The organism is Proteus sp. fly-1013 (assembly GCF_040140245.1).
Lineage (GTDB): Bacteria > Pseudomonadota > Gammaproteobacteria > Enterobacterales > Enterobacteriaceae > Proteus > Proteus mirabilis_B.
In genome coordinates, this window is sequence record NZ_JBEEWD010000002.1 from 429,138 (window position 1) to 442,006 (window position 12,869).

At 38.5% G+C, this 12,869-nt stretch carries 10 protein-coding genes and 1 other annotated feature; of the genes, 5 read left to right on the forward strand and 5 right to left on the reverse strand.

Features of this window, described 5'->3' with window-relative positions; translation table 11 throughout:
- Positions 1 to 2,460 (reverse strand): bifunctional aspartate kinase/homoserine dehydrogenase I, encoded by a 2,460-nt coding sequence (thrA, locus tag ABN236_RS05775; RefSeq protein ID WP_194951810.1) that lies wholly within the window; start codon positions 2,458 to 2,460, stop codon positions 1 to 3.
- 22 nt (positions 2,461 to 2,482) lie between these two features.
- Positions 2,483 to 2,603, reverse strand: a sequence feature (Thr leader region).
- A gap of 663 nt (positions 2,604 to 3,266) precedes the next feature.
- Here thrA and arcA point away from each other — a divergent pair.
- Entirely contained in the window at positions 3,267 to 3,983 is a 717-nt protein-coding gene (gene arcA / locus ABN236_RS05780; RefSeq protein ID WP_006535263.1) for a two-component system response regulator ArcA, read from the forward strand.
- A 211-nt stretch (positions 3,984 to 4,194) separates the two neighbouring features.
- Here arcA and creA read toward each other — a convergent pair whose 3' ends face one another.
- Positions 4,195 to 4,653: a protein CreA gene (gene creA, locus ABN236_RS05785; protein ID WP_171455359.1), complete on the reverse strand. Its 459-nt coding sequence runs from the start codon at positions 4,651 to 4,653 to the stop codon at positions 4,195 to 4,197.
- A gap of 221 nt (positions 4,654 to 4,874) precedes the next feature.
- Between creA and robA the strand changes: the two genes are divergently transcribed.
- The gene (robA, locus tag ABN236_RS05790) at positions 4,875 to 5,783 is read left to right on the forward strand and encodes an MDR efflux pump AcrAB transcriptional activator RobA (RefSeq protein WP_088493769.1); all 909 of its coding nucleotides are present in this window, start codon (positions 4,875 to 4,877) and stop codon (positions 5,781 to 5,783) included.
- A 43-nt stretch (positions 5,784 to 5,826) separates the two neighbouring features.
- Here the strand turns inward: robA and gpmB are convergent, their stop codons facing one another.
- Positions 5,827 to 6,474 (reverse strand): 2,3-diphosphoglycerate-dependent phosphoglycerate mutase GpmB, encoded by a 648-nt coding sequence (gpmB, locus tag ABN236_RS05795; RefSeq protein WP_088493770.1) that lies wholly within the window; start codon positions 6,472 to 6,474, stop codon positions 5,827 to 5,829.
- Between the two features lie 51 nt (positions 6,475 to 6,525).
- Here gpmB and yjjX point away from each other — a divergent pair, with 51 nt between their 5' ends.
- Positions 6,526 to 7,062 (forward strand): inosine/xanthosine triphosphatase, encoded by a 537-nt coding sequence (gene yjjX / locus ABN236_RS05800; protein ID WP_023580954.1) that lies wholly within the window; start codon positions 6,526 to 6,528, stop codon positions 7,060 to 7,062.
- 106 nt (positions 7,063 to 7,168) lie between these two features.
- Here the strand turns inward: yjjX and trpR are convergent, their stop codons facing one another.
- Both trpR and sltY read right to left on the reverse strand, forming a co-directional pair.
- Complete coding sequence (gene trpR, locus ABN236_RS05805; protein ID WP_075671359.1) at positions 7,169 to 7,480, reverse strand: trp operon repressor; 312 nt, start codon at positions 7,478 to 7,480, stop codon at positions 7,169 to 7,171.
- Between the two features lie 101 nt (positions 7,481 to 7,581).
- Complete coding sequence (sltY, locus tag ABN236_RS05810; RefSeq protein ID WP_088493771.1) at positions 7,582 to 9,501, reverse strand: murein transglycosylase; 1,920 nt, start codon at positions 9,499 to 9,501, stop codon at positions 7,582 to 7,584.
- A 341-nt stretch (positions 9,502 to 9,842) separates the two neighbouring features.
- On the opposite strand from sltY, the gene ettA reads away from it, so the two are divergent.
- Together ettA and ABN236_RS05820 are read left to right on the forward strand one after the other, a co-directional pair.
- Entirely contained in the window at positions 9,843 to 11,510 is a 1,668-nt protein-coding gene (gene ettA, locus ABN236_RS05815) for an energy-dependent translational throttle protein EttA (RefSeq protein ID WP_036911774.1), read from the forward strand.
- A 190-nt stretch (positions 11,511 to 11,700) separates the two neighbouring features.
- On the forward strand, positions 11,701 to 12,654 hold the full coding sequence (locus ABN236_RS05820; RefSeq protein ID WP_349473565.1) for a hypothetical protein: 954 nt from the start codon (positions 11,701 to 11,703) through the stop codon (positions 12,652 to 12,654).
- Positions 12,655 to 12,869: the final 215 nt, after the last annotated feature.

Below are 12,869 nucleotides of genomic sequence, written 5' to 3' on the forward strand. Positions count from 1 at the left end.
TTAAACTCCCAATTTCCATGATAAGGTACGTAATACATCTGCAAACACCCCAGCAGCAGTAACATCATTACCAGCACCATATCCACGTAATACCAATGGAATAGGTTGATAGTAGCGAGTGTAAAAGGCTAAAGCATTTTCACCATTTTTCACTTTAAACAGAGGATCATTCGCATCAACTGCCATTATCTTAACTTGGCATTTACCTTCATTGATGATGCCAACATAGCGTAATACCTTACCTGCTTTTTGTGCTTCTTCGACTTTAGCATCAAATTCAACATCAACTTGAGGTAAACGATTTAAGAAGCTTGCTACATCACCTGAGCTATCAAATGAAATAGGCAGTACAGGCTCTACATCGATATCACTTAGCTCTAATTTATAACCCGCTTCACGCGCTAAAATAAGCAGCTTACGCGCAACATCCATACCTGAAAGGTCATCACGAGGATCAGGTTCTGTAAAACCTTTATCTTTTGCTGAAAGAGTCGCTTCAGATAAGCTTTTACCTTCATCTAATTGACCAAAAATGTAAGATAACGAGCCTGAAAGGATACCATTAAATTGAACTAACTCATCGCCTGCATTTAACAAGTTTTGCAAGTTCTCAATAACTGGCAAACCAGCACCCACGTTAGTGTCATATAAGAACTTACGGCGCGAAGCTTCTGCTGCTTGTCGAATTTGATAGTAATAATCCATCGACAGCGTATTCGCTTTTTTGTTTGGTGTAACCACGTTAAAGCCATTTTGTAAGAAATTTGCGTATTGTTGCGCAATTTCTTCATTAGATGTGCAATCAACGATCACAGGATTTAAGAAGTGGTACTCTTTTTCTAAACGAATAAGTTGGCTAAAGCTAAAAGGTTCTTTCGCTTCTTTTAAAGCTTGTTGCCAATTATCTAAATCAATACCTTGCATATCGGTCAGCATGGCTCTTGAGTTCGCAATACCGCATACACGAAGATCGATATGCTTATTTTTCAACCATGCTTGTTGGCGATGGATCTGTTCAATTAATGCGCTACCCACACCACCAACACCAACAATAAAGACTTCAACAATTTGATTGGTGTTGAAAAGCATTTGATGGCACAAACGCACAGCATTGGTTGCTGAATCATTAGCAATAACGGCTGAAATTGAGCGTTCTGAAGAACCTTGTGCAATAGCAACAATATTAATATTGCCACGAGTTAATGCAGAGAAGAATCGCGCTGAGATCCCTTTTAAAGTACGCATACCATCACCGACAACAGAGATGATAGCGACATTTTCCATAATATCTAAAGGATCAAGTACACCATCTTTTAATTCTAAATAGAATTCATCTGATAATGCTTTTTGCGCTCTAATAAGTTCTTTTTGTGGCACACAAAAACTGATGCTGTATTCAGAAGAAGATTGTGTAATAAGAACAACAGAAATTCCGGCTCTCGACATGACAGAGAATACGCGAGCAGCCATCCCCACCATACCTTTCATGCCAGGGCCAGATACGTTGATCATCGCCATATTATTAAGGTTGGTGATCCCTTTAACTGGAGTGCTGTCATCTTTTTGACCATCACCAATTAATGTACCCGGAGCATCTGGATTGCCTGTGTTTTTTATTAAACAAGGAATTTGGAATTGGGCGATAGGCGCAATTGTACGAGGGTGAAGTACTTTAGCACCAAAGTAAGAGAGTTCCATCGCTTCTTGGTATGACATGCCTTTTAACAGGCGTGCATCAGGAACTAAACGAGGATCGCAAGTATAAACACCGTCAACGTCAGTCCAAATTTCACAACACTCTGCACGTAAGCACGCAGCTAACACAGCGGCAGAGTAGTCTGAACCATTACGACCTAATACCACGAGTTCATTTTTCTCATTACCCGCAGTAAAACCTGCCATTAAAATCATATCGTCTTTTGCGATATTGAGTTCTAAGATGCGACGAGTAGATTCAGGAATATCAACGGTAGATTCTAAATAATGACCTTGTGCGAGTAGGTTTTTGACAGGATCGATTACAGTGACATTGTAGCCACGAGCCTGTAAAACGGATTCCATAATAGCGATAGAAAGCTTTTCACCACGACAAATCATTGCCGCATTGATGCTATCAGGGCATTGTCCTAATAAAGAGATCCCGTGAAGGATATGTTTAATCTCTGCAAATTCACGCTCAACTTTATCTTTTAAGCGTTCATAATCAAAACCGGGTTGTTTTTCTCTTAGGCCTTGTAATAAGTTGGCAAAAATTTGCTCGGCTTCTCGTACTTGAGTGAGAGGATCTTCGCCTTCTGCCGTTTTTTCAATCATTGCAACCAAGTAGTTAGTTATCTTGGCTGGTGCTGATAATACGAGAGCGACTTGTCCCTGCTCTCTTTTTTTCTCAGCGATATCAGCAACATTCAGCACACGCTCTGCGTTGGCAACTGAAGTTCCTCCAAATTTTAACACTCGCATACAGCTCTCCTGATTTTTCACCCAAAAAAAAACCCGCATTTCTCAATGCGGGCTTTTTCGATTTTCGTTTTTTATATGCGACAGCCCGCCCCGCAATATAAGATTCCGGTGGTGGTGGTAATAATTGTCATTTTAGCTGGGCTGTAAATACGCATAACTATCCTGTCTGTCTCAAATTTAGTTTGACTATATACTGGTTAAAGCAAAGCGAGAGAGATGTCAAATTTTTTCTTTTTTTTCACCGAAAAATAAACTCGACTTAAATAAAATATATTCGATCCTTACCCCTATTGTAGTATAGATATTGCTATCACAAAGGGATAAACAAAGAAAATAAAGCTACCATTTTAGGGTTATTTGGGGATTTGTACTTTTATAAGGAATAAGGTATTTTATGCTACTTTAAATTGTGTAACAAAACTGGAAAAAAAAATAAACCCCACTATATTTAACATATATTTTTCTTTTACATTACATAAATCAAATTATATAGTTAACTATTGAAATCAAGGTTAAGCTGTTATCTTGATTTTGATATGTGTCAACAAAAGTTAGCTTTTTAGATGGTATTTAATACAACTGGTGTTATATTGCTGTTAATAGACTATGGGCGTTTTGCATTCTGATTTTAGCGCTCATTGTCGATTAAAATTGCAAGTTTTGTAATAACGTGATGGTTATTTATCGAATTTCAATCTGGGTCTAGTTTTTACGTGCTAATAACAAAAATGAATAACCACACAAATGCACACAGAAGTTAAACACAGATTTCCTTTTTCTATTTTTGGTAATTTTAGGTAGCAAATATGCAAACCCCGCACATTCTGATTGTTGAAGACGAAGTTGTTACTCGTAATACCCTGAAAAGCATATTCGAAGCTGAAGGGTATATCGTACACGAAGCCACTGATGGCAACGAAATGCACAATGTTCTATCTGATCATGATATTAATCTGGTCATTATGGACATTAATCTTCCTGGTAAAAACGGGCTATTACTTGCTCGTGAATTACGTGAACAGGCAAGTGTTGCATTAATGTTCCTAACGGGTCGTGATAATGAAGTGGATAAAATCTTAGGCCTAGAAATTGGTGCCGATGATTACATTACTAAACCATTTAACCCTCGTGAATTAACGATTCGTGCACGTAACTTACTGTCACGTACCATGAATTTAGTTAATGGCACAGAAGAACGTCGTTTAGTTGAAAGCTATAAATTCAATGGTTGGGAGCTTGATATTAACAGTCGCTCACTAATCAGCCCTGCTGGTGAACAATATAAATTACCACGCAGTGAATTTCGTGCGATGCTACATTTCTGCGAGAACCCAGGAAAAATCCAAACTCGTGCAGAATTACTGAAGAAAATGACAGGCCGTGAACTGAAACCTCATGATCGTACTGTTGACGTAACCATCCGTCGTATTCGTAAGCATTTTGAATCAACACCAGATACACCAGAAATCATTGCAACAATTCATGGTGAAGGTTATCGCTTCTGTGGTGATTTAGACGAGTGATTTGATCCAACCTCAAACACTTAACTAATAAAAAACCCCTGAATGATATTCGGGGGTTTTCTTTTATCTAAAGAAAGGTTAATAAAATCACAAAAGGTGAAAATTGATCTCAGCAACTGTTTTGAAAAAAAATATCACTTCTTTTTAAAAAATTTTTTTAACCTTATTCGTATTAATTTTATTAACCATTAATTTCTCTAGCAAATAAAAATCACTCTTTCCACGGCATAATAGGTACTGCACTAATCGCATTTTTTGGCGAGCCATCAATGACTTTATCTGAGTAAGTCAGGTAAACCAGAGCGTGGCGCTGTTTATCGTAAAAACGCACAACTTGAAGCTTTTTAAATACAAGTGATGTTCTTTTCTGGAAAACAACATCACCATTATTTTTTCCTTTAATAACCTTTTCACTTAGTTCAATAGGCCCCACTTGCTGGCAAGAGATAGCCGCATCAGCAGTATCTTCAGCAAGACCTAAACTTCCTGAAATGCCCCCAGTTTTTGCTCGGCTTAAATAACATGTGACATTTTTAACTTCAGGATCATCAAATGCTTCAATTACAATTTTATGGTTAGCGCCAAAAAACTTAAATACCGTATCTACGTATCCAATTTCTTCCGCTTTTGCCATCAAAGAAAAAGGGAGTAAGATAGATACTGCTAGCATCTTTTTGAAATTTAACATATTTACCTTGTTCCATTGAAAAGATGAGAAAATAATTCCGTCTAGAATAAAACAATCCATTACTAACTGATAGAAGAATTTGTGTACATTAGTCGATGAAAAAGACTATATTTTACGATTGTCTAACAATATAACTTGTTATAGATGTTCAGGCTATTTACCATCTACAACAATAAATAAACGAATATGACTAAGGGAGATGTATGGATCAAACCAACATCATACGTGATTTGCTCGCTTGGCTTGACAGTAACCTAGATAAGCCATTATCCCTCGATAATGTCGCAACTAAAGCGGGTTACTCCAAGTGGCATCTACAACGCATGTTTAAAGAAGTTACAGGACAAGCGATTGGTTCTTATATTCGTTCAAGGCGTCTATCCCGTGCAGCCGTTGCATTACGTTTAACGAGCCGCCCTATTTTAGACATTGCTTTGCAATATCGTTTTGATTCTCAACAGACTTTTACCCGCGCTTTTAAAAAGCAATTTGATAGAACACCCGCTCTGTATCGCCGTACTGATGAATGGTGTGCGGTAGGAATTTGTCCACCAATTACCTTAGATCCTCAAAATTTACCTAAATGGGAATTTGTAACGCTATCTGAGAAGAAATTAATTGGTATTGAGCAAACTTGCAGCCATACCCTTGAGCAATGGGCTGAAGCCTGCTCTGACATGCGTCAAACCTTCTGGCGCTACTATATGAGTAAGATAAGCGCCGTTCCTCATCAAGTGTATGGGCTTCATCACGCCCAGCATAGCGATGAGCATGAAGACGAACAGCGTGTACTTTATACCACTGCCGTTGAGCCAGATTACGCAACGTTTATTGATGATGATGCAGCAAATGAAGTCTCTCTCGCTGGCGGTGATTATATTCGCTTTGATTTTGAAGGTGAGGCGAAACGAGGCGCAATGCAGGAGTTTTTATTCCTAATTTATGGTGTCTGTTTACCTAATATGGGATTAACACGCCGTAAAGGCTATGACGTTGAAAAATACTATCTTAAAAATGTGCGTTACAGCAATGAGATGGTGACTGAACCACAAGATCATATCGAACGTTTTGAATATTACATTCCCATTAAACGTGAAGATGTAACTGCATAATAAAAAGCTCTCTTTGTGATATGAAAAAGAGAGCTTTTATTTTTTAGCGCTGAACTTCATCTAGTGCAGTATCAGTAAGATGACTTACATCACCTGCCGTTTCAATCACCCAACCATTGGCAAGCCAAGGGCTATTTTGATAATCAACGCGTGAAATTGAGCAATTACGCAATCTTAAACGGCGTTCTGCATATGCAGGTAATCCCAACACGGTGCTCAGTAAGCACCCTAAAGCAATACCATGACTGACTAAGAGTGGACGGCTATTTTCGGGTAAATCAAGACATTGATTTAGCGCAGCCTGCATACGACTTGCTAATTCTGCCATTGATTCTCCTTGGGGAATTCGCCCATCAGGTGTACCATCAATCAAACTCTTGCGCCAAGCCTCTTCTTGTGTCTTTAATGTTGCGATCTCTCGTTGTTCAAGAACGCCCATATTGAGTTCACGTAAACGTGGGTCAGTTATCACTTCACAGCCACAGGCTTGTGCAATGATTTCTGCCGTTTGACGAGTGCGGCCAAGATCGCTTGAGATTATATGGGTAATGCCTGCTGATTTTACTTTTTCAGCAACTTGCTGTGCTTGACGCACGCCATTTGCGGTTAGTGGGCTATCAGATTGCCCTTGAATACGTCTCGCCACGTTCCATTCAGTTTCACCGTGGCGAACAAGATAGACCTGTAACATACATTTTTTCCGTTATACTGCTCTAATTTTTCAAAGGATGATTAATTCATTATGTATCATGTCATTGCAGCCACTACGAATCCAGCAAAAATCAACGCGATAAAACTCGCCTTTGAGCAAGTATTCGGTAAAGATACCTTTGATATTGAAGATATTAATGTCGATAGCCGTGTTCCACAGCAACCTATCGGAAATACAGAAACGAGAACTGGCGCACGTCAACGTGTGATGGCGGCTCGTCAAGTTCGCCCTGAAGCTGATTTTTGGGTTGGCGTCGAAGCCGGTATTGAAGATGATATGACCTTTGCTTGGATTGTTGTCGAACATGGTCAAATTCGTGGAGAATCACGCTCTGCAAGCCTTATGCTACCAGAACAGATCTTAAAAGGGATCCGTGAAGGTCGCGAGCTTGGCGATGAAATGGCTTTCTTAACAAAGATTGACAATATTAAACAGCGCGGTGGTGCAATTGGTTATTTTACTGATGGCCTACTCAGTCGTACTTCTGTGTATCAACAAGCATTAGTGCTGGCATTAGTGCCTGTCACTCATGATATCTATAAAGAACTCAATCAAAAAGAAGATTAATAATTAATCTGATACGTTTTTGTAGATAAAAAAGAAACAAAAAAGCCATTTAATCAAATAATTAAATGGCTTTTTTATTACTCTAGTTTACATCATAACAACGCGACTATTTTTTCGTCATTAGCTCTTTTTCAAGCCATAATTTCACGTCATGTGGCGCTGTTTTTAAACTATTAGAGCCTCTAGTGATGGTGGCAATACCAACGCCTAACTCTTCTTTTAACTCACGCTGACTTAAATCGCCTCGCATTAGCTCTTGCACAATGCGGACTCGCGTTGCCAAAGCACTACGTTCATCGGGTGTCATTAAAAGTTGTAAAATAGGAAATTGCACATCTTGCTCAAAGGCATGTTGTAATAACGCAACAAATCTTAGCCAGTGCTCATTCTCTTCAGGTGATAATGCAGGATCTTGCATCGTGGGAACCTCTTTTTGCCACACTCATTAACTAGTACACAATATAACATACTTTGCTAATGTACAAAGAGGCTCCGACGATAAATCCGCGTTATTCTCTCTTAATAACGACTATTCCACTCATTTTCAGTCAATACTGGCTGCTGTTCACCCGCAAAGTAGCTATAGAAAACAGCAAAAGAGAGTACATTTTTGACATAACCTCGCGTTTCAGCAAAAGGAATACTTTCAACAAACGCTATCGCATCTAATTGACCATTTGCATCAGATAACCAACGATCAACACGTGCAGGTCCCGCATTATACGCAGCGCTTGCTAGAATACGGTTTTGGTTAAATCGTTGATAGACAGAATCAAGATAAGCCGTACCAATCTCAATATTCTTCACAGGATTTGTTAACTGAGCACTACTTACATATCCTGTAATACCTGCTTGTTTTACCGTAAATTCTGCTGTTTTTGGCATTACCTGCATTAAACCGGTTGCACCTGCTGAAGAGCGAGCTTGAGGGTTCCACGCACTTTCTTGACGAGCAATTGCCATCGCATAATTGCGGTCTATCGATTTATCTTTCGTGTATTGCTCAAATTCATTTTTCCAAGCAAGAGGGAAACGCTCTTCTAGATGATCCCACATTTTCCCTGTGATCGTGGCTTGTACCGCTAAATCAGCCCATTTCTGCTCATACGCATAACGCGCTAATTCAGACTGCATTTGCGCTGGCTGTGAAGCAACATAGTTTGCCCACTCTGATCGCGCTAAGTTATCCATCTGCCAATACATTAATTCACGAACGCGCTGTATTTCTGGCTGATTAGGGATACTTGATGAAACACTTGGTGCTTTATCTATCACCATCACATAAGGCTTACCTAATTTAGTCGCTGCAACCATTGGGTAAAAACCACGATTTTGTGTCAGCGCTTCTAAAATAGCTTGTGCTTCACTGTTTTTACCTTGTGATTGCAACACCATTGCGCGCCAATAACGCCACTCTTCCTTATTTTTACTTTCAGGTGAGAGTCTTTCTAACCACAATGCCAATTCAGCTGGTTGGTTTTGGCTTAATGCTAGGCGTACTCGACGCTCACGCAATGTATCTGATGCCGTATCTTGAATAACGCTATCACGCCATTTTACCTGCTCTGGTGTCGCATAAGGCATATATTGCCACGCCACAGTATCACGCATTAACTGGCGTTCACTCGCCGTCATTTTTTGGGCATGTGCGATATTATCAATCTGTGCTCGAGCAGCATCTGCGTCTTTTCTTGCCCAACGAGAAAATGCAGATTGTATGATTGAGCGAGTAAAATCCGTTGGTGAAAGCGCGGTTGCATAACGCCCCACTAAGTTTGGATAGTCTTGTAATTCAACTAAGGCATCGCTAATGGTTTGATAATTCTGAGGAAGGCGACGAGCCAAATAAGCAGCCAGCCCCGTATTCCCATTTTTAATCGCTAAGTTAATTCGCTCTAACACTAATTCTGGAGTTAATTGATTCGCCTTTTGCCATTCATCAAAAAGAGCATCGCAACTTGATGGCATTGAGGTGCCATTTAGCCATGCTTCTTTAGCGCCTACCCATGCGGTTTGAACATCGCCTGTTGCCCATTTTGCATAATAATAATTACATCTTGCCGCTTTAGGGTTAGGAGGATTTGGGCTAAAAGTCAGTAAATTCTGCCACTCTTGGCGTTTTGCCAATTCATTCACAAATAGCGAAGGAAGTGCTTTCGCTGGCGGTAATGTAGGATATTTAGCAACAAATTCAGTGACCACAGCAGGTGCAATCACATCTAGATTGTCCGTAATTTGACGGTATTCTAAATAGGGATAAAGTGGGTAACTTTGCAATGTTGGGAGTAATTTTTCTACTTCATCTGTTTTTTTAAGATCCCATGCAGCTTTAATTTCTTGATAACGAACACGTTGTTCACTTAATGAATCCGCTTGTGCCCATGTAGAAAAACACAATGCGCCTATTGCTACTGCTAATGACCATGTTTGCTTCACCACGTAATTTCTCCCACTTCAAATAGAACCACCAAAGACTGAATACATTAGCTAATATGATAATCATTAACAATGTAAGTTCCCCTCTTTAAGAGAAATTTTCATTACTTTCAGAGGAAGTACGAAAGGTAGATAAAAACCTCTCTTTTGACTAAGGTTTTCTTTTATAAATCGGGTATACTGGCGACTTTCATCATTTTCGGGTCTTTGGCAAATACTGACATTGACTTTGCTATTGTTCATTTTGGTGCCATAAACACGCGGCTTAATCACAAAAAATTTGTTTTTAGCGCAAAAAGTGGCACCTCAGATAAAATCTCTTTTATAATCAAAGGGTAATTATAGTGGCTCAATACGTTTATAGTATGTTGCGTGTCGGGAAAATTGTCCCACCTAAGCGACATATCCTTAAAAACATTTCACTCAGCTTCTTCCCCGGCGCGAAAATTGGTGTGCTTGGTCTTAATGGTGCCGGTAAATCAACATTACTACGCATTATGGCTGGTATTGATACTGATATCGAAGGTGAAGCACGTCCACAACCAGGTATTAAAATTGGTTACTTACCACAAGAACCCAAATTAAACCCTGAGCATACCGTACGTGAAGCCGTTGAAGAAGCCGTCAGCGAACTGAAAAACGCATTAAACCGCCTTGATGAAGTTTATGCGGCTTATGCCGATCCTGATGCTGATTTCGATAAATTAGCAAAAGAACAAGGTCAGTTAGAAGCGATTATTCAATCTCATGATGGTCATAACCTTGAAAACCAATTAGAGCGTGCAGCAGAAGCGCTGCGTTTACCTGAATGGGACGCTAAGATTGAGAAACTTTCAGGGGGTGAACGCCGTCGTGTTGCTATCTGTCGTCTTCTTTTAGAGAAACCAGATATGCTGTTATTAGATGAACCAACTAACCACTTAGACGCAGAGTCTGTCGCTTGGTTAGAACGCTTCTTACACGATTATGAAGGTACTGTTGTGGCGATCACGCACGACCGTTACTTCCTTGATAACGTAGCTGGTTGGATCTTAGAACTTGACCGTGGTGAAGGTATTCCATGGGAAGGTAACTACTCTTCATGGTTAGAGCAAAAAGACGCACGTCTTGAGCAAGAAGCCGCAACCGAAGCTGCTCGCCATAAATCTATTCAGAAAGAACTTGAGTGGATCCGCCAAAATCCTAAAGGTCGTCAAGCAAAAGGTAAGGCTCGTCTTGCTCGCTTTGAAGAACTTAATAACGTTGATTATCAAAAACGTAACGAAACCAGTGAACTCTTTATTCCACCTGGACCACGTTTAGGGGATAAAGTGTTAGAAATTAATAATCTAACAAAATCTTATGGTGATCGCGTTCTGATTGATGATTTAAGCTTCTCTATTCCTAAAGGAGCGATTGTCGGTATTATCGGTCCTAACGGTGCGGGTAAATCAACACTCTTTCGTATGATCTCAGGTCAAGAACAACCTGATTCAGGCACCTTAACACTTGGTGATACTGTTAAACTGGCATCGGTTGATCAGTTCCGCGATAGTATGGACGACAGTAAAACGGTTTGGGAAGAAGTTTCAGGTGGCCAAGACATTATGCGTATTGGTAACTTTGAAATTCCAAGCCGTGCCTATGTTGGTCGCTTTAACTTTAAAGGCGTTGACCAAGGTAAACGTGTTGGCGAACTGTCTGGTGGTGAACGTGGCCGTTTACACCTTGCTAAACTGCTGCAAGTTGGCGGCAACATGTTACTGCTCGATGAACCAACCAACGACCTCGACGTTGAAACTTTACGTGCATTAGAAAATGCCCTGTTAGAGTTCCCAGGTTGTGCAATGGTCATTTCCCATGACCGTTGGTTCCTTGACCGTATTGCCACACATATCATCGATTACCAAGATGAGGGTAAAGTGGAATTCTTCGAAGGTAACTTTACCGAATATGAAGAATACAAAAAACGTACATTAGGTAACGATGCGATTCAGCCTCGTCGCATGAAGTACAAACGTATGAGTAAATAATCGAGTTTATTTACGATATTCGATACTAAAAAAGCAGAGATTATTCTCTGCTTTTTTTATCGTTATATAGCTAAATAATTTGAAGTTTAATAAATATATTTAAAGTTTAAAATAGAAAAATAAAATCACATTAATTTAAAATAATCCAGAAAACACAGATATGCTTCACCATTACTTAACGGATTATATTATGATAAGAATTAATTATTTTGAATTTTATAATTATCGCACTAAAGTATTATTAGGTCATGTTATTCTAAATGATATAAATGAAATCATTACTCCTTTATTTAGAGATAATATTGATAAAGAAAATCTCTATCCTATTTTTATCACAAAATCATTTATAGGTAGAGAAGAGCACCGATGGGAAATAAAAAACTCAAAAATTCAAACTCTATCTAGAAATAATCTTATTATAAATATTTGGCTATCTCCAAAAAATGTTTCAGATGATATTTATTTATCTCAAACATTAAAAAATAAAAATTATAAAAGTGCCAAATCAATATTATATCTTGGTAAAATTATTATTGTTGAGTTTGGGCATATCTTCTCATGTGTCACTTTGGATGCAGATATAAAAACAAATAAACGCTACCCTGATAATATTCAGCAGGGTGAAATGCATAAAAGAAGACCTGCAATTGTAGTAAAAGCTGATGACAGAGGAGTTAAAGTCATTCCACTCACATCAAAAAAGCCTCATGACTTAGCCGTTAATACCTCTATTTTTAAATTATCAGATGAATCAATAAAAAACATTGGTGATCTTGCTAAAAAAGAAACTTATGCTTTATGTGATATGATCCAGACTGTTTGTGTAACGCGAATACTTCCTCCTTTATTTAAATTAAAAGGATACAATCAATATTATAGAAATGAGGACTATCGAGCCTCACTTTGTCGTAGAGATAAAAAATTATTAGATAAAGGACTACTATCATCAATATCAAAAAATAAATTATATACAGAAATTGAAGAACTAAGAAAAACAAATAAAAATTTAGAATCAGAGTTATACTCTTTAAAAAATGACTTATTGATATTAAAAGAAATGTATATGTATACCAATGAAAGCAATGCATTATATATTGATGAGGTTGATAATGAGATATTATCATACAAAAACTCTATTGAATAATTATATTGCTGTTATATTTTTAACATGATAATCTTATTTCGTTGGTGGGGATAAAAGAGGCGGCAATCTTCCCCGCGACGCTGAAAAATCGCGATGCCGACGAACACAAAGATTAAAACTAAAAAACCACCTTACGGTGGTTTTTTAGTTTCTGTTTCTTTAAATTATTTATTTTTAATAGTTAGTTCATTATGTAGTAAATAATTATAAATAGT

What these genes read in the sequence shown, in the direction of transcription:
- arcA (WP_006535263.1), top strand. Translation starts at nt 3,267, where the DNA reads ATGCAAACCCCGCACATTCTGATTGTTGAAGACGAAGTTGTTACTCGT.
- yjjX (WP_023580954.1), top strand. Translation starts at nt 6,526, where the DNA reads ATGTATCATGTCATTGCAGCCACTACGAATCCAGCAAAAATCAACGCG.
- thrA (WP_194951810.1), bottom strand. Translation starts at nt 2,460, where the DNA reads ATGCGAGTGTTAAAATTTGGAGGAACTTCAGTTGCCAACGCAGAGCGT.
- ABN236_RS05820 (WP_349473565.1), top strand. Translation starts at nt 11,701, where the DNA reads ATGATAAGAATTAATTATTTTGAATTTTATAATTATCGCACTAAAGTA.
- gpmB (WP_088493770.1), bottom strand. Translation starts at nt 6,474, where the DNA reads ATGTTACAGGTCTATCTTGTTCGCCACGGTGAAACTGAATGGAACGTG.
- trpR (WP_075671359.1), bottom strand. Translation starts at nt 7,480, where the DNA reads ATGCAAGATCCTGCATTATCACCTGAAGAGAATGAGCACTGGCTAAGA.
- creA (WP_171455359.1), bottom strand. Translation starts at nt 4,653, where the DNA reads ATGCTAGCAGTATCTATCTTACTCCCTTTTTCTTTGATGGCAAAAGCG.
- robA (WP_088493769.1), top strand. Translation starts at nt 4,875, where the DNA reads ATGGATCAAACCAACATCATACGTGATTTGCTCGCTTGGCTTGACAGT.